Below are 17992 nucleotides of genomic sequence, written 5' to 3'. Positions count from 1 at the left end.
ATGACCTCCGTACCGGTTCGAATCGCGGCATGGCGGACAGCCACGGAGCAGGTCGCACGGGCGGCATCGCCGCACGGTGGATCCGGGTTGAACGCGTTGCGCGCATGCTGTTTCTCCAATGAGGTGCCGGGGCGATGCGGTACACCAACGCACCGCCGGCCGCATGGGCAGCACAAGCATTTCAGCCCCGGTACAATCGACTTGATGAAAGCAGAATGCACCGCCGCCTATCTCAGTGCAATTAAAACATTGACCTCGGTGCAATATTCATTGTTATCGGTGCAATCCATGTCGAATTCCGAATATCTGCAGTTGGCCGACGCGATCGCCGCCCAAATTGCCGACGGCACGCTCAGGCCGGGCGACCGCCTGCCTCCGCAGCGTCATTTCGCCGACCAGCATGCGATCGCCGCATCGACGGCGGGACGGGTTTACGCGGAACTGTTACGGCGCGGCCTGGTGGTCGGCGAAGTCGGCCGAGGCACTTTCGTGTCGGGTGAGACGCGACGCGGGGCCGCTGCGCCGGGCGAGCCGCGCGGCGTTCGAATCGATCTCGAGTTCAACTACCCGACCGTCCCGGCCCAGACCGCGTTGATCGCCAGAAGCCTGCGCGAATTGCACCGACCTGCGGAGCTCGACACCGCGTTACGCGAAGCGACGAGTACCGGAACCCCGGCCATCCGAAGCGTTGCCGCCGCGTATCTGGCGCAGCATGAATGGGCCCCGTCGCCCGACCAACTGGTGTTTACCGGCAACGGGCGGCAAAGCATCGCCGCGGCCGTTGCCGCGGTGGTGCCGACCGGCGGGCGCTGTGGCGTGGAGGCACTGACCTACCCGTTCATCAAGGGCATCGCGGCCAAGCTGGGGATCTCGCTGGTGCCGCTGGCGATGGACGAAAACGGCGTTCGGCCCGACGCCGTGCAAAAGGCCCACCGCGAGGCCAGGCTGTCGGCGATCTACGTTCAGCCAGCCATCCAGAATCCGCTGGGCACGACGATGAGCGCCGCTCGCCGCGCCGACCTGCTGCGTGTCGTCGACAAGCTCGACATACCGGTCATCGAAGACAACGTGTACGGCTTTCTCGGCGACGAGCCGCCGCTGGCCGCACTCGCCCCGGACGCCTGCATCGTGATCGACAGCCTGTCCAAGCGGGTCACGCCAGGCCTGACCCTCGGCTTCATCGTGCCGCCGCCGCGGCTGCGCGAAAGCGTGATGGCGTCGGTACGCTCGGGGGGATGGACCGCTTCCGGGTTCGCGTTTGCAGCCGCTCAGCGCTTGATGCGTGACGGCACCGTGGCCGAACTCGCGAGATTGAAACGCATCGACGCATGTGCGCGTCAGGCGCTGGCGATCGAGCGTCTGGCGGGTTTCGATGTCCGGACCAATGGCAAGTGCTATCACCTGTGGCTGACGTTGCCGGCGCACTGGCGTTCGCAGGCCCTCGTCGCAGCCGCGGCCCGGCGCGACATCGGGCTGACGCCGTCGACCACCTTCGCCGTGTCGTCCGGCCATGCGCCGAACGCGGTCCGGCTCGCACTGGCCGCGCCGAGCATGGATCAGCTCGATGCCGGCCTGCGCACGCTGACCGCGATGCTGAACGGCCGGGAGGACGATTTCGACGCGACCGAGTGAGCGGCGCGCGGATGCGTCGGCGAGCATCGCCTGCCTGATTCGGTATCCGGATCAATATCAAGCCGTCACCGCCGTCACTTCGTCAGCAGCTCGGCCTCCAGGTCGCGCAACCGTTCCGGAAACCGGACGCGCAGCACCAGGAACCACCCGAGCCCGATCGCCAGCAGCGCGACGAACACATAAGGCAGCCACGCATAGACGCCCGCCGGCACCGGATACACGCTGCCGGCCAGCGGAATCGCGAGCAGCACGACTGTCACGATGCTGATCACCACATGCCGCGCACGCAGCCGGCGCTGCCGGCGCAGGTAAAGCGGCGCGCCGATCGCCACCAGCACGTACGCAAGCAGCCAGCCGTACGTCGCGATCGAGCTGAGATAGCCATACGAATCCAGCAGCGCGGTGCCGCGCGCGGTGAACACCAGTGCAGCGGCCAGCGCCAGCACCGTGATCAGCGCCACCGCGACGTGCGGCGTCGCATTCCGCTCGTGCGCGTGGCCGGTCGACGCATGCAGGACGCCCTGCCGCCCGAACGTATAGACGATCCGCGCCGCCGCATTGATCGACGAGAAGAACGCCGCGAAGAAACTCAGCGCCACGCCCGCGTCGATCAGCACGCCGACCCAGCCGGCCCCGAGCCGATGCGCGAGCACCGCGAGCGGGCCGTCGACCTGATCGAGCGGCGGCGTCTGCCCGTGGAACGCGCTCACCATCCCGTACGCGCCGATAACGAACAGGATCGCCGGCCCGACGACGCTGATCAGCACCGCGCGCGGAATCGCGCGGAACGGGTCACGCGCTTCCGCGCCGAGCACGGTCGCACTCTCGAACCCCGTGAAGCTGAAGAACGCGAGCACCATCCCGAGCTGCAGCTGCGTCGGTTTCACGCCTTCCAGCGTCAGCTGTGCGCGATCGACCGGATGCCCGCCGAACGCGATCGTCCCGATCACGACGACGGCGATCAGCAGCAGCGTCGCGAGTTCGACGAACAGCGTGAAGCGCGTGGACAGCCGGATGTCGCGAAACGCGATGTACCACGCGGCGAACGCGGTGACGACCGTCAGCCCGAGCACTGCGCCGAGCGGCGTCGCGCTGCCGAGCAGCCCGGTCTCGCGGCCCAGCACCAGAAACGTGTTGATCGTCCCCTGCAGGATGCCCGCGGCGGCCACCGCATAGGCGATCAGCAGCGACCAGCCGCAGATCGCGCCCCAGACCGGCCCGATGCCGGCCGACACGTACGCATACAGCGCGCCCGGCGACGCCGAGTCGCGCGCGAACACCGAGATGCTCCACGACGCGAACAGCAGCGCGACGATCGCGAACAGGTAGGCAAGCCAGGTGCCGTTGCCGGCCGTCGCGAAGACGGCGGGGATCAGTACGCCGATCCCGCCCGACACGCCGACGAGGCCGATCGACTGCGCGATCAGCTCGGGCAGGCTCAGATAGTTGCGCCGCAGGCCGCCTGCCTGCGGCACGGCATGTTGCGCAGGCAATACCTGCGCGGTGCTGGCTGGATGATTCATCGATTTGTCTCGTCAGGAGCCGGTCAATTCCAGGAATGGCGCGCGGGCTTCACGCCGTTGAGGTAGTAGTTGCCGATCGCGTGATACTTCCAGCGCACCGGGTCGTGCAGCGTATGCACGCGCGCGTTGCGCCAGTGGCGGTCGAAGTTGTATTTCGCGAGCGTCGACTTGCTGCCGCCGAGCTCGAACAGCTTGCTCGCCGCGAGCAGCGACACCTCGGTCGTCGCGATCTTCGCCTCGCCGACCGCGATCGCGGCCTGCGCGACCGTTTCCTCGCTCGGCGCGCGCTTCGCCGCGTCGACGAAGCGCCCCGAGCGCGCGAGCAGCGCTTCGGCCGCGTGCACGCGGTACGCGATGTCGCCGATCTGCGCGACCGTCAACGGATCCTCGCTCGCGCGTTCGACGCCGCTGTCGATCCACGGGCGCGCATGCTGCTGCACGAACGCGATCGTGTCCTGCAGCGCGGCGCGCGCAATGCCGAGGTCGATCGCGGCGGTCGTGATCTGCGCGAACGGGCCCGCGAAGGTCGGGCGGTCGTACGAGCGCTGCGTGTGGAAGATTTCGAACGGGCTCACGCGCACGTTCTCGACGATCACCGTGCCGCTCGCGGTCGTGCGTTGCCCGAAGCCGCTCCAGTCGTCCACGACGGTCAGCCCCGGCGCGCCCTGCCGCACGAACGCGAGCACGGCCTGGTCCGACTCGTCGAGTGCGAGCACCGGAATCCAGTGCGCGAACAGCGTGCCGGTCGAATAGAACTTGCGGCCGTTCAGCACGAACGCGTCGCCGTCGCGATGCACGCGCGTCTGGATGTCGAGCACGTTCTTGCCGCCCGCTTCGGAGAACGCGTTCCCATAGCGCGTGCCCTTCAGCACGAGATCGAAGAAGAAGCGCTTCTGCGCATCGCTGCCTTCGAGGCGGATGTCCTCGACCAGGCAGTAATGGTTCTGCGGGATCTGGCCGAGCGACGGGTCCGCCTGCGAAACGATCGCGATCACTTCCGCGAGCGTCACGTTCGATACTTCCGCGCCGCCGTATTCGCGCGGCACGGTGATGCCCCACAGGCCGCTCGACGAGAACAGCTCGATCTCGTCGTACGGCAGCTTCCGCTCGCGGTCGCGCAACGCGGCCTGCTCGGCCAGTCGTGCCGCGACCTGGTGCGCGACGTCGAGTGCCTCGGCATCCGAGCCGATGACGGGAACGGGTGTGGCGCCCGCGTGCGGTTGTACGTTTTCTTCGATGATTTCCGTGGACATGTGATTTCCGGCAAAACTCATGAACCGGCCGGCGGTGCCGCGAAGCCTCCGCCGGCCTCCTGTTTCGATATCCGAAACGTCGAACCTGGATGACCCGCAAGAGCGGTCGATTTCACCCGTTCGGTCGGCCCGCGTGCGGCATGCGTGATTGCCCGCCGCGCACCGGCCTCCGCATCACGCGGCAACCGCCTGCTGCCGCGCCTCGAGTTCGCGCACGAGCGGCAGCACGCGCTGGCCGAAGTACTCGACTTCCTCGATGAAATGCAGGAACCCCGCGAGCACGAGATCGACGCCGATCGCCTTCAGCGCGACGATGCGTTCGGCGATCTGCCGCGGCGTGCCGATCAGGTTCGTGCGAAAGCCGTCGTTGTACTGCACGAGATCCTCGAACGTCGACTTCGCCCAGTTGCCCTCGCCTTCAGGCGAGGCCTTGCCGGCCTGCTTCACCGCATCGCCGAACGCATGCACGGCCTCGACGTGCGCGTGCCGGATGATGTCGTCGAGCACGGCCTTCGCCTCTTCCTCGGTATCGCGCGCGATCACGAACGCGTTGACGCCGATGCGCACGCGATGATTGTTCGCCGCCGCCTTCGCGCGGATGTCGTCGATCTGCGCCTTCAGGTTCTCCGGCGTATTGCCGTTCGTGAAGTACCAGTCCGACACGCTCGCCGCGTTGTCGCGCGCCGCCCGCGAGCTGCCGCCCTGGAAGATCTCCGGATGCGGCTTCTGCACCGGCTTCGGGCTCAGCGTGTAGTCGTTGAAGCGGTAGAAATCGCCCTTGAACGTGAAGTTGTCCTGCGTCCAGATGCCCTTCAGCGCCTGGATGAATTCCTTCGAGCGCCGATAGCGTTCGTCGTGCTCGAGCCACGGCTCGCCGATCGCGGTGAATTCGCCCTTGAACCAGCCGCTCACGACGTTGATCGCGATGCGCCCGTTCGAGATGTGGTCGATCGTCGCGAGCTGCTTCGCGACCACGGCCGGATGCCACGGCCCCGGCAGGATCGCGGCGAGCACCTTGAGCTTCGTCGTCGCATGCAGCAGCGCCTGGCTGAACGACACCGACTCGTGCTGGTATTCGGCGCCGTAGCCGGCCGTGAAGCGGATCTGGCTCAGCGCGTAGTCGAAGCCGGCCGCCTCGGCCGTGCGCGCGAGCTGCTGGTTGTATTCGAGGCTCCAGTCGGTGCGCTGCTCGATCGTGCTGACGACGAGGCCGCCGCTGACGTTCGGCACCCAGTAGGCGAATTTGACGCCGTCGGCGGAAGGGTCGGGATGGCTCATGAGTGTGTCCTGGTCGGGAGAGAAAACGCAGGCGGCCTACGCGGCCGCGACGGAAAGCGCATGCGGGCGCAGTTGCGGCACCGCGCGATCGGCGGCGAGCGCGATACGCGCGCGCAGCGCCGGGTTCGTAATCTGGTACTGGTCGAAATCGCTCTCGGACGCATACACGCCGATCGGCAGCGTGCGGGCCTGGAAGAAGCTGAACAGCGGACGGAGCTGATGGTCGATCACGAGCGCGTGACGCTCGCTGCCGCCGGTGGCCGCGAGCAGCACGGGCACGTCGATCAGCGCTTCGTGATGCACGAGGTCGAACAGGTGCTTGAAGAGGCCCGTGTACGACGCGCGATACACGGGGCTCGCGACGACGAGCGCATCGGCCGTCTCGATCGCGCGGATCTGCGCATCGAGATCGGCCGGTACCTGCGCGCGCGTCAGCGCGCCGGCCAGCCGGCCGCCGATCTCGCCGAGTTCGATCAGCCGTGTTTCGATCGGCAGCGCGGCGCCGAGTGCCGCGACGATCGCGTCGGTCAGCGCCAGCGTGCGCGACGGCCGCTGCAGGCCGCCCGATATCGCGACCACGTTGATTGCATTGCTCATCGGTTGCATTCCCATTGTCGAGTCGGGTGCCGACGCACCCGTCACGTCATGGATCAGCAAGGAGCGTGCCATTTCGATGATCGAGACGGAAAACGATCGTCTGCATGACGAAATTCATAGCGATCGACGGCCCGTCACGGCATCCCCGTTGTTCGCCGCACGTCGATAAGCGTGCCAGCCATCGCATCACAACCATATTCCCCAGTGCGATGAACTCGGGGAAACAACGCTGCTGATGCGCTGCTGCGTAATCAGCAGCGCGGTGTGCGGCAGGCGTGTTTTTCCGCTTCGACACGGATTCCGGCAGGCGCACGGCGTCCATCGGCAGGCATCGGCGCCCGCTTTTCCCGTTCACGCGCCGCCGCGACGCGTCTCACCCTTGCAGTAGCGCCGGCATGGCTGCTGCATCGTCGCCTTGCGTGCCGCCGATCGCCGCGCCGTGCGACCTTGCCGTGCGCGACTGCGTCCAGCGCAGCAATCCCGCATTGGTTATCAGAAATCGATGTTTCCCGCGTTGCGCAAAACGTTGAACACTCTGCTGATCACGCAGCACCCGGCCAGCAACGCCCGCCGCGGCCTGACCGTTTTCGTGCAGCAACCCGACGCATTCATCGCCATGACACCCATTTCCGTATCGCCCCGCGCGGAAGGCCTGCGCGTCGTCGCACCGTCCCGCGACGAACCGGCGCCCGCTGACGCCGTGCAAACCGCCGAGCGCCTGGCGGCCGGTTTTGCACGCACCGCGGCCGAACGCGACCAGCAGGGCGGCACGCCGAAGGCCGAGCGCGACCAGCTGCGCGACAGCGGCCTGCTCGCGCTGAGCATCCCGTCCGCCTATGGCGGCCTCGGCGCGAGCTGGCGCACGACGCTCGACGTCGTCCGCGTGCTCGCGGCCGCCGACAGTTCGCTCGCGCACGTGTTCGGTTTCCACCACCTGATGCTCGCGACCGTGCGGCTGTTCGGCGCGCCCGCGCAGTGGGAATCGTGGTTCGAGCGCACCGCGCGCCAGCAGTGGTTCTGGGGCAATGCGCTGAATCCGCTCGACGCGCGCACGGTCAGCCGCTCGCGCGGCGCATGGCATGAATTCAGCGGCCAGAAGAGCTTTTGCTCGGGGGCGCTGGATTCACAGATGCTGATCGCGTCCGCGCACGATGCGCAGACTCGCGCGTTCCTGATCGCGACCGTGCCGACGCAGCGCAGCGGCATCTCGATCGCCGACGACTGGAACAACATCGGCCAGCGCCAGACCGACAGCGGCACGGTCACGTTCGAGAAGGTGCGCGTCGAGGACCACGAACTGCTGACGGACCCCGGCCCGTTGTCGACGCCGTTCGCGTGCCTGCGCCCGCTCGTCGCGCAGCTGGTGCTGACGAACGTGTATCTCGGCATCGCCGAAGCCGCGTTCAACGACGCGCGGCACTACACGCTGCACGAGGCACGGCCGTGGCCCGGCGCGCAGGTCGCGAGCACCGGCGACGATCCGTACATCCTCGGCCAGTACGGCGAATTCTGGGTCGGGCTCGAAGCTGCGCGCGTGCTCGCCGACCGCGCGGCGGACCGGCTCGACGCCGCATGGTCGCGCGACGCGGCGCTCACCCATGCGGAGCGCGGCCAGGTCGCGCTCGCCACGGCCGCCGCGAAGGTGTCGGCCGCGCGCACCGGGCTCGATCTCTGCACGCGGATGTTCGACGTCGCCGGCGCCCGCGCGACGCACGGCGCGCTGCGGCTCGACCGGCACTGGCGCAACCTGCGCACCCACACGCTCCACGACCCGCTCGCATACAAGATTCGCGAGATCGGCGAATGGGCGCTCAAGCGAACCTATCCGACGCCGGGCTTCTACTCGTGAACCACACTCCTTCCGATGCGTGGCCCGACGCCGCGCCCGTCCTCACGCTGCCCGACCGGCCCGCGCTCGCGACATCCATTCGTGCCCGCGCGCAGGTGTTCGTCGATCCGCGCTCGGTCGCGCTGCTCGACCGGATTCGCCTGGTCGCGCCGAGCGACGCGAACGTGCTGATCGTCGGCGAGACCGGCACCGGCAAGGAACTGATCGCGCGCCACGTGCACGGCCTCAGCCGCCGCAGCAACGGGCCGTTCATCGCGGTGAACTGCGGCGCCTTCTCCGAGACGCTCGTCGAGAGCGAACTGTTCGGCCACGAGAAAGGCGCATTTACCGGCGCGTTCAGCGCGAAGCCCGGCTGGTTCGAAGCCGCGAACGGCGGCACGCTGTTTCTCGACGAGATCGGCGACCTGCCGCTGTCGATGCAGGTCAAGCTGCTGCGCGTGCTGCAGGAGCGCGAGGTCGTGCGGCTCGGTTCGCGCACGGGCGTGCCGATCGACGTGCGCGTGGTTGCCGCGACCAACGTGGATCTGCAGCAGGCCGTCGCGCACGGACAGTTTCGCGGCGACCTGTTCTACCGGCTCAACGTCGTGCAGCTCGCGGTGCCGACGCTGCGCGAGCGTCCGGGCGACATCCTGCCGCTCGCGCGTCACTTCTTCGACGACTACCGGAGCCGCCTCGGCTACGGGCCGCGCAGCATCGACCCGCGCGCCGAGCGTCGGCTCGAGGCACACGGCTGGCCCGGCAACATTCGCGAACTCGAGAACGTGATCCATCACGCGCTGCTCGTGAGCCGACACGATTCGCTGCAGGAGGCCGATCTGCATATCGCGCCGCCGGGCGTGCCGACGGCCGCCTTGAGTACGTCGGCGCCGGAACCCGACCCGGCCGCCGGCGCGCAGGCCGCGCTCGAACGCGCGCTGCGCGATCTGTTCGACGAGGATCACGGCAACCTGTTCGAACGCATCGAGGACACCGTGATGCGCGTCGCGTTCGAATTCAGCCACCGCAACCAGATCCAGGCCGCACGGCTGCTCGGCATCAGCCGCAACGTGCTCCGGGCGCGGCTGATTCGCGCGAAGGAAATTGCGGCGGTGAAGTAGCCGCGTATGGGGGCGCGCCGCTGCCTCGCTCCGGCGCAATCGCGCCGCGTCCCGCGCATCAACGTCCGAACCTGATGTATCGTGGCGCGAACCAGAGTTTGAGCAGGCCGTAGTGGTCAAAGATCAACTCGGCGTCTTTGTCGGCCATAGGTGCCCACCTCCCCAATCGGTGGACACCCATGCTCGTTGGTCAGCGCGCCGTGACGTAGACGTCGAGAATGGCCCCCTTCCGGTCGATCAACCTCAATTGCTATAGATCAGACCGCGAGCGGCGCCGTTGACGTAAATCCTGCCATACGTGTTCCAGTCGCCGGCCATCACGCCGGAGCCGCCGAATTGGTGCGCGTCATCGTTGAAGCGCGCCCACGTTGCACCACCGTCGTCGGAATGGTAAATGCCCCAGACACCGTTCAATGTGCCTTCCACATAGACCGCGGCCGAGTACGGCGAACCGGTCGGCGCCCTGCCCAACGTGATCACGGTGGCGCCCGGTGTGTCGTTGGTCGACGCAAAGACGCCGAGCTTCGTCCAGGTCGCCCCCGAGTCCACCGAGTGGTACACGGCCGTGCCGTCGGCCAGCCAGAGATCACCCTCCGCGTTCGGATTGACCACGATCGACGTATCCCCCCACGCATTCCAGGCCAGGTTCGCGTTCACCGAGCCCTGGCTCAGCGCGAACGTGCGGCCGCCATCGTTCGAGACGTAGATCTTGCCGCGCTGCCAGCTCCACGGTGCGCCGCCGGAGTCGTAGGCGTAGACCTTCTTCGGATTCTTGCGGTCCGCGGCCAGGCGATAGGCACGCGGGAAGCCGTTCCAGGTGGCACTGAACGCCGGCAGGTTGGTCGTCGTCCAGCTGGCGCCATTGTTTGTCGTGTACGACGGCACCGAGTCCGGCGGTGCCCAGGTCACGTTGTTGCGGGACGGGACGACCAGGTTGCCCACGTTGCTCTGGCTTGCCGCTGCGCCGTTGGGCAACGACGCGAACGTCGACCAGCTATTGCCGCTGTCGCCGGACCAGAAGCCCTTGGTCGCATGGCCGTTGGCGTTGTCGACGCCCGCGGCGGCGATGTACGTCGGATCGGACCACGACATATCGGCCGAATTGCCGCTGCTCCACGAGTTCAACGGGCCTTTCGTCGGCCTCGTCATGAGATCCGTATTGACCCACGTGCCGATGTCGCCGGCGCTGTTGATGAACTTGTACGACGCACCGGGCGGCGCCGTGACGAGCGCCAGCGTCACGGTTTCCTCGAGGTTGTCGACCTTGGGGCGCCAGGTTGGCGTGGGCGACGAGGCGTTCATGGTTTCGCAGATGCCGCCGCCGTGGACGTGCATGACGTGATCGCGATTGGCGGGGTCGATGGTGACGCCTTCGACCCAGCCGGCGCAGCCACCCGAGGCAGTGCCGGTATGCGGCATGCCGGCCTCGATCTCGCGCCACGTACTGCCGCCGTCGTCGGACAGCTGGATGGTCTTGCTGGTGTCGCTCCAGCCGGTCATGCCCAGTGCGATGCGGGCGGACGCGCCCAGGCCGGAGACGGACAGGCCGCCAAAGCCGTTGCTGTTGGAGCTGTTGAGCAGCGTCCAGTTGCTGTTGTTGCTGCCGCCGAACTTGTAGAGATAGCTCGGTCCGCCGATGCCCTGGCCGACGCCCGCGTTGAACACCACGTAGAAGTTGCCGTCGGACGTGCGCACGACGTGGGGGATGTAGTAGCCGGACACCGTCGGCGGGACGGGCACCGGCGTCCACGAGAAGCCGCCGTTGGTGGACTTGTACAGGGTCGACGTCAGGCCCGCCGCGTTGGCGTAGTCCGGGGCGACGGTGGCCCACATGATCCAGGTCGGCTGGCCACTCCCCTTGCCCGACGTATCGAAGATCACCTGTTCGACGCCGATCGGGGAGCCGCCGCCGCTGATCGTGGTGGAGGACAGACCCGTGACCTGCGTCCAGGTTCGGCCCGAATCGGCACTCTTCCACAGGCCGGCCGTGCGCGTTCCGTAGAACAGTGTCGACGGATTGTTCGGGTCGACCTGCAGGCGCTCGCCCGTGGCGCGGCCGTTGTCGTTGCCGCCCACCGGGAACGGCAGGTCGTAGTGCGTCCAGGTGTCGCCGCGGTTGGTCGAGATGTAGATGCGGCCGTTGTGACCCTGCGTCACGGTAATGCCGGTCATCATGTAGACGAGCTGATCGTTGTTCGGGTCGAGCGCGACGCTTTCGACGCCGTGGAAATCGCCCTCGCCTGCGCCGAAACCGATGCCGTCGGTGATAGGCGTCCACGTCGAGTTGGTCGCGTTCCAGCGGTACGCGCCGCCAACGTCGGTGCGTGCGTACAGCAGGCTCGCGTTGACTGGATGGTAGATCAGGCCGGTGACATAGCCGCCGCCGCCCCACTTGACGCTGGTCCAGCTGGCCGCCGGCAGGTTGCTGCCGCTGCCATTTCCGCCAATCTGGCTACGATTGGCGGCTGCATTGGCACCCGCGTTGGTCACGCCTGTCTTGCTATCGGATCCGTCACCACAGCCCCATAACGCACACGCCATCGTCGCAGCGGCAATCCATCGTTGAGAAAACACGGTCATCGGAGAAATCCTTGAAGGAAGAGGTCCATCGCAGGGCCCGCCATCGGCCCCGCGCAATCAATTCGCCATGAGCGATGCAATCTGCGCAGCGCTGAGCGCGCCGCGATAGATACGGAAATCGTCGATCAGACCGTGGAACGTGGCGTCGGCACTGTATTGCGATTTGCCCAGCCAGTTCTGCGTGGTACTGCCTAGGCGGAACGGCGCCTGGAACATCGCCGTGTTGGTACTGACGGGCGTGCCGTCCACGTAGATCGTGCCGGTCGAACCCGATAGCGTGACGGCCACATGCACCCATCGCTTGCTCGGCAGCTCGGTGGGCGCGTCGATGATCTGTTCCGGAGGGCCGTCTCCGGGGCCGTTGGCCGTCATCGCGAAGCGCATGCCGGCCCAGCCGTTGCGCAACTGCCCGCGCGGCGTGAACATCATGTAGCGATGGAAGCCCGTGCCGAAGTCGAACAGGCGTGCCCACGTTTGCGCGCCGTTCCAGAACACCCAGCTGGCGATGGTGAAGTCCGACACATCGGCCAGCAGATCGTCGGGCAACGCCACATACGCGCCCGAGCCGTTGAGCGAGACCGCGTTGCCGCTGTGCCCCGCTGCCCACGTTGCGCCGTTGAGCGTGCCGTTGCGCCGGTTGCCCGAGCTATCGGCGGCCGTGATGCCGCTGCCTTCATCAAACGTGAGGTGCGCGAGCAGCTGCTGCGCCGTGATCACTTTCACTTCGTTGGAGAACGCCGATTCGCCCGCAATCGTTTGCGCTGTCACGACATAAAAATACGTGCCGGCAGCGGCTGGCATATCGGTATAGGTCAGCAGATCGGTGATACCGCTCTGGATGGTGCTGTACGGTCCGCCGGCAATGGTGGCGCGCTTGACGTTGTAGCTGACGGCGTTGCTGCTGCCCCACCACGACAGCACCACCTTGCCCGCGCTCGCGTAGCCCGTCAGGCCGGTCGGCGTTGCGGCGGGGGTGCCGGGGTCGAGCGTGCAGGTGAGCGTGCCGTAGCCAAGCTGATCGAAGCCGCCACTGTTGGGGCCGTAGTTGCCGCCGCCGCCTTCCGGTGCCACAAGCTCGGCAGCGCGCTTGGTGTAAGGCGCCGCCAGACCTTTGCGGTTGATGTAATGGTTGGCCACCAGCGCCCAGCAGGGCCGCCCCAGGGCGTCGCCTCGCCCGCCGGCGGCGAACTGCGTCTGGGTGACGCCGGCGCTGTTCTGGTACGTGACGAAAGGCACCGTGTAGAACGCGCCGTCCGCCTGCTTCAGGTTGGCCTTGGCCACGTATTCCGCGCCCGCCAGGAAGCGATTGTTGTCATAGCCGTACAGGTCGATGCCCTGATTCCACGCCATCTCGCAAATGGCGCCCGTCAATGCGATGCCGAGCGTGCTGTGGCCCTGGTCCCGGCCGGCTTCCTGCCATTGCCCGAGGTTGCCGGGGTGCAGGTAGTACACGGCTTGCCGGATACAGCCGTTACTGCCACCGGTCTTGAAATGGGTGACGGCCTCGTTGACGAGCTCGGCATCGTCACACAGCACGCCGATGGCCAGCACGCACGCGATGTTGGCCAGGCCCCAGTTGGCCCAGTAGTGCGTGTCCATCGCGGTGTCGATACGGGTCAGGAAAGCGTGACTGACGGGGTAGAAGACATTGCGCATCATTGCCTGAAACGCGGCGAGTCCTGCCGGACTCCAGCCGCTATAGCCGCGCATGATTTCGGCTGCGTTGGCGAACTCGTAGCCGTAGATGCCGGCAGCGAGCGCCACGTCGCTGCCGCCAAGCGTCGTCAGCGTCGAGGCCCATTGGTCCAGATACTCCACGGCTTTGTCGGCATAGCGTGTGTCGTCCGACACCTTCCAGCGCAGCGCGTCGCCATAGGCGGCGGCGATGTCGTTGTAGAGCGCGCCGTAGTTCTGACCATGCGTGGGATCATTGCCGCGATAGATGCCGACCTGCGGGTTCGGCTTGTTCGTCAGGCGCGTGTGACCGTTGGCGACGAGCACGTTCCAGCTGTCGATCCACGGGGAAGCGTGGGCCCCGACTTTAGCGCGCATGCGTTCGAAATCCGCGTCGGTATGCAACAAACCGGGATGCGTGAACGCGCGGGTTCGGGCAATGCCTGCCGACGTCGCCCCTGCGTCGATACCGTCCGAAGCTGGAGCAACGCCGGACGCCTGGCCGGTGCTGTTTGCCGATGGTCGCTCGCCGCCTGTAGCCGCGTTGCTTCCGTCGCCGCCGCATCCGGCCAGAAGCGTTGCACCGAGCCCCATCACGAAATGGCGTCGTGCAATATTTTCGATGTCGCCGAGTGGGACGATTTCCTCGGGTAGCATCGTCGGTGCTCCGTTGTCTCGCATGTCTGGATCCCCAGTTTTTTAGCTATGGTCGAAGCGACAAAATATGTACGAACTGTTCCGTATTCATCAGGAACGCGTAGCATTCTATCCAGTTCGATAGGGATTCAATCAAGCGAAAAAAAACATATTCACCAATGACACGCATTTGTCACATCGGTGATGCAGGGATTGAGGAATGCGCGAAGCGGCTGGGCACCGCCGTAGAACAAAACAAAGTTGAGCTTGGGCATGATCTGTTGTCCGTCGCGCGCTCACTGCGGAGCACGCCATCTCGACTCCGACGGCAACAAAGGCTCTCGCCCCAAGTGGCTCGCCGACAAGAATCTGGACGACTTCCTGATTCGAGAGGCGCCAGCACCGTGGTGGCCTGAGCAGAGCTAGGTCCACGTGAGTAAAGACAAACTCCAAGCCAGCTCAAAGTGATCCTGAATCGCAGACGATGGGCGTGATGTCCATGCGAGGAGTCGCTTCATTGACGAGCCACATGGCCGCAGAAGCCCGGCGACGAGTCAGAATGCCGGTGCGCACGCCTGTCCCAGATATCCGCGATCCATTACACGAGCCAGTCCTCCCTGCAAACGACTGACTCGCGATCAATCTCCCAACCTACAGCGGTGCGTACGTGATGGCCGGATTGGTGTCGGGGCAACAACAGAGTGCGCACCTTGCCGACCCTACTAGCCAATCAACTCAAAGGTTAAGATTCTTTACAAGCAGTACGGGCAATACGGTGTTCGGCGCGGTTACGGTGAATGTAACCCGCCATCCCTGCAGGAGCGACAATGACACAACGTGTCAACTTCTTTCAGCAATCTACCGAACTGTCGAAAAAGCTCATCGAGCTCAGTAGCCTGTTACGGACCTGGCGGGATTGTTTCCGTGGGCTTCAGCTCCGGCGCGTCGTCGATCATGACGACTATCATGAAAGTCGAAGGCCGCAGCTCGATAGCGCTTTGTGCACCGACGACATTCTCCCGTCGTTTACGCCACCTTACCCATTTGCGCAACCGGTTCGCACTGGTCCCGGCCTTCAGCGCTAGCCCAATTCGTGATGCGCGGGCCTGCAGCACGCTTTAATTGACCTACACTTACCCTCCAACTATATCGATGCTTGCCATCTGCGTCCATCCGGATAACTCGAAAATGGAAAAGTCACAGTGATTAAAGGTCACCATTTTCACCCGCAATTCGAGTTGCCGAACGCATCTAGCGTCTCTGTCTCTGATGCTAGATATGCTTGGTTTTGAGGTAGTGTTTATTTTCTTCACTGACAATTTCACTTTTCATCCGGATTCCTAATATACAAGTCCATCTCCATTTTTCCCGTTTGGCTTTCCGAAGAATGGCGAAAGACTGGATGTGATGACAATATCAGCATCATTGTGGCTTCATGTTCCGCAACGAGGAAATCATTGAGAAAGAGCATCATCCGCGTTGTTCTCTGCACTTTTACGCTCGCGCTTCCATGTGCCACGCCCTTTGCTGCGTCACCTGCGGAGCGCGCACCTAATACGATGCAGGCCCGCGTGATGGGGTGCGCTGCGTGTCACGGCGCGCATGGTGAAGGCACCGACAATGACTACTTCCCACGCCTGGCCGGCAAGCCCGCCGGCTATCTCTACAATCAGCTCATCGCATTTCGCGACGGCGGCCGTAGCTACCCACCGATGAACTATCTGCTCGCGTATCTACCCGACGTCTATCTCAAGCAGATCGCCGAGTTCTTCGCGCACGAGAGGCCGCCGTATCCGCCGCCGACAGCGCCCAAAGTGAGCGCCACAATGCTCGCGCTCGGCAAGTCGCTGGTCACGAACGGCCAGTCCAGCCGCAAGGTGCCCGCGTGCGTGGCTTGCCACGGCGCCTCATTAACCGGCATGGAGCCTGCTATTCCCGGCCTCGTAGGCTTGCGGGCCGAGTACATCAGCGCGCAGCTAGGCGCGTTTCGTTACGGCACGCGCCGCGCGACGAGCCCGGACTGCATGCACGACGTGGCCTCACGGCTGTCCGAGCAGGACATTGTCGCTATCGCCACGTGGCTCGCTGCGCAGCCCGCGCCCGCCAATCCGACACCGATACCGCGCTCGCCCTTGCCCCTCGCGTGCGGCAGCGTCCCCCAATAGACGAGGCCTCGACGTGTACCAACTTCGATCGCTCATCCTGACGCTCGCGTGGCCCCTGGCTCTGTGCGCCGCGCTGTTGTGCTCACTCGGCGCGTTTAGCACTTTGACTCACGCGCAGATCGATGCACTCGCTGCCACCTCCCGGTCTGGCGCAAGCAACGCCAACACGATCATGCGCGGCGAGTATCTCGCGCGCGTGGGCGACTGCATCGCCTGCCATACAGTGCCCTCGCAGACGATGTTCGGTGGCGGTCGTCCGATGGAAACCCCGTTCGGCACGCTCTATACGCCCAACATCTCCTCGGATAAGGAGTATGGCATTGGTAAATGGAGCGCCGACGATTTCTATCGCATGCTGCACGAAGGCAAGTCCCGTGACGGAACGTTGCTTTATCCGGCAATGCCGTTCACCTCGTACACGAAGGTCACGCGCGCAGACTCCGATGCGATCTACGCGTACCTACTCTCCACTCCGGCGGTCCATCAGGCCAATCGCGCTCACACGTTGCGCTTTCCGTATAACCAACGACAGCTGCTGCGCGGCTGGCGCGCGCTGTTCTTCAGCCCCGGCGAGTTCAAACCCGATCCGAAGCAGTCGGTGGAATGGAACCGCGGTGCCTATCTAGTCCAGAGTCTAGGTCATTGCACGATGTGCCACACGCAGATCAACGCGCTTGGTGGCAATGCGACCTCGAAGGAGTTCCAGGGCGGCCTGATCCCCGTGCAGAACTGGTATGCCCCCTCGCTCACCTCGAACAAGGAAGCGGGCCTGGGTGACTGGAACATCGACGATATCGTCGACCTGCTGCAAGCAGGCGTGTCGAAGCGCGGCGCCGTCTACGGGCCCATGGCTGAAGTCGTCTACGATAGTTTCCAGTATGTTACCGATGATGACGTACGCGCCGTGGCCGTATATCTGAAGTCGCTGCCAGGCCACACGAACGAAGTCGACAAGTCACCCAAGAGTCAATTCGTGACCGAGGAAGCACATCGCCTCACGCCGCTAGGTAAGAAGATCTACGAAGCGCAGTGTGCAGTGTGCCATGCGACCGAAGGCCAGGGAAAGCTACCGCACTTCCCGCCACTTGCAAACAATCAATCGATACAGATGAATTCCGCGGTAAACCCCATCCGCATGGTGCTCAACGGTGGCTATGCACCGGGCACCAAGAGAAACCCGATGCCGTATGGCATGCCGCCGTTCGCACAGTCGCTCTCCGACGAGGAGGTGGCGGCCGTAGTCACCTATATCCGCACGGCGTGGGGCAATCACGGCACGGCAATTTCCGTGCAGGAAGTGAATGCGCTGCGTTCGGCACCGCTTTTCTGAACTTCTGCGCTGAAACCCCCAGGTTTTAGACGGAGATTGCGATGATCGAAACTCCCGCTCCAAAACAACCAGATAGTCGGACATGCAAAACATAGTTGAACCAAGCCCTGCAAGGGATTGCCGGGAGCCGGATATGCTGCGAACTCCCAGAACGAATATCGATCTGATTTAGAACCTGGGAGCTGGAGCGCGCCGACATGACCGACGATTTCTTCCGAAGCCGCCTTGATTCGATGATCGACCTGCGCCATCCGCTTGCGGTGCTCGCGACGCGCATGCCGTGGGCGCAGCTCGAAGCTACGATGGCGCCGCTGTTCGCGCATCGCAATCGTGAAGGCATTGCTGCGCAGGTGATCGATCTGTTCGGCGCGACAGCGC

General features: G+C 65.0%; 13 protein-coding genes and 1 pseudogene. 6 read left to right on the top strand and 8 right to left on the bottom strand.

From position 1 onward, the window contains the following. Positions 1-1632, top strand: a complete 1632-nt coding sequence (locus CFB82_RS33820; RefSeq protein WP_256990581.1) for an aminotransferase-like domain-containing protein — start codon at positions 1-3, stop codon at positions 1630-1632. Positions 1633-1706: 74 nt separating this feature from the next. Here the strand turns inward: CFB82_RS33820 and CFB82_RS33815 are convergent, their stop codons facing one another. The 6 genes from CFB82_RS33815 to CFB82_RS42595 form a co-directional block, all read right to left on the bottom strand. After that, positions 1707-3155 (bottom strand): APC family permease, encoded by a 1449-nt coding sequence (locus CFB82_RS33815; RefSeq protein WP_089486793.1) that lies wholly within the window; start codon positions 3153-3155, stop codon positions 1707-1709. Positions 3156-3178: 23 nt separating this feature from the next. Continuing rightward, positions 3179-4408, bottom strand: a complete 1230-nt coding sequence (locus tag CFB82_RS33810; RefSeq protein ID WP_089486792.1) for an SfnB family sulfur acquisition oxidoreductase — start codon at positions 4406-4408, stop codon at positions 3179-3181. A gap of 174 nt (positions 4409-4582) precedes the next feature. Beyond that, positions 4583-5686 (bottom strand): dimethylsulfone monooxygenase SfnG, encoded by a 1104-nt coding sequence (gene sfnG, locus CFB82_RS33805; RefSeq protein WP_069249897.1) that lies wholly within the window; start codon positions 5684-5686, stop codon positions 4583-4585. A gap of 36 nt (positions 5687-5722) precedes the next feature. Beyond that, positions 5723-6283 carry an FMN reductase gene (gene msuE / locus CFB82_RS33800; RefSeq protein WP_089487019.1) on the bottom strand — a complete coding sequence of 187 codons (561 nt, stop codon included), beginning with the start codon at positions 6281-6283 and terminating at the stop codon, positions 5723-5725. 46 nt (positions 6284-6329) lie between these two features. Beyond that, entirely contained in the window at positions 6330-6605 is a 276-nt protein-coding gene (locus CFB82_RS42600; protein ID WP_143751002.1) for a hypothetical protein, read from the bottom strand. 51 nt (positions 6606-6656) lie between these two features. Further along, on the bottom strand, positions 6657-6881 hold the full coding sequence (locus CFB82_RS42595; protein WP_143751001.1) for a hypothetical protein: 225 nt from the start codon (positions 6879-6881) through the stop codon (positions 6657-6659). 18 nt (positions 6882-6899) lie between these two features. On the opposite strand from CFB82_RS42595, the gene CFB82_RS33795 reads away from it, so the two are divergent. Further along, positions 6900-8132: an acyl-CoA dehydrogenase family protein gene (locus tag CFB82_RS33795; protein ID WP_373558882.1), complete on the top strand. Its 1233-nt coding sequence runs from the start codon at positions 6900-6902 to the stop codon at positions 8130-8132. Further along, entirely contained in the window at positions 8129-9229 is a 1101-nt protein-coding gene (locus tag CFB82_RS33790) for a sigma-54 interaction domain-containing protein (RefSeq protein WP_089486791.1), read from the top strand. Before CFB82_RS33795 ends, CFB82_RS33790 begins: the two co-directional genes overlap by 4 nt. A gap of 243 nt (positions 9230-9472) precedes the next feature. Here the strand turns inward: CFB82_RS33790 and CFB82_RS33785 are convergent, their stop codons facing one another. Together CFB82_RS33785 and CFB82_RS33780 are read right to left on the bottom strand one after the other, a co-directional pair. Further along, on the bottom strand, positions 9473-11866 hold the full coding sequence (locus CFB82_RS33785) for a WD40/YVTN/BNR-like repeat-containing protein (RefSeq protein ID WP_256990579.1): 2394 nt from the start codon (positions 11864-11866) through the stop codon (positions 9473-9475). After that, positions 11867-14140: a LamG-like jellyroll fold domain-containing protein gene (locus CFB82_RS33780; RefSeq protein WP_089486789.1), complete on the bottom strand. Its 2274-nt coding sequence runs from the start codon at positions 14138-14140 to the stop codon at positions 11867-11869. 1538 nt (positions 14141-15678) lie between these two features. Between CFB82_RS33780 and CFB82_RS33770 the strand changes: the two genes are divergently transcribed. From CFB82_RS33770 to CFB82_RS33760, 3 genes and pseudogenes are all read left to right on the top strand, one after another. Continuing rightward, positions 15679-16284 carry a c-type cytochrome gene (locus CFB82_RS33770; RefSeq protein ID WP_089486788.1) on the top strand — a complete coding sequence of 202 codons (606 nt, stop codon included), beginning with the start codon at positions 15679-15681 and terminating at the stop codon, positions 16282-16284. A 118-nt stretch (positions 16285-16402) separates the two neighbouring features. Then, positions 16403-17614: a c-type cytochrome gene (locus CFB82_RS33765; RefSeq protein ID WP_256990620.1), complete on the top strand. Its 1212-nt coding sequence runs from the start codon at positions 16403-16405 to the stop codon at positions 17612-17614. 197 nt (positions 17615-17811) lie between these two features. Beyond that, positions 17812-17992, top strand: a pseudogene (locus CFB82_RS33760) (IS5/IS1182 family transposase); the annotation flags it as partial.

Origin of the sequence: Burkholderia sp. HI2714 (genome assembly GCF_002223085.1) — a bacterium.
GTDB classification, from domain to species: Bacteria; Pseudomonadota; Gammaproteobacteria; order Burkholderiales; family Burkholderiaceae; genus Burkholderia; species Burkholderia lata_D.
This window is presented reverse-complemented; position numbering and strand designations above follow the sequence as displayed.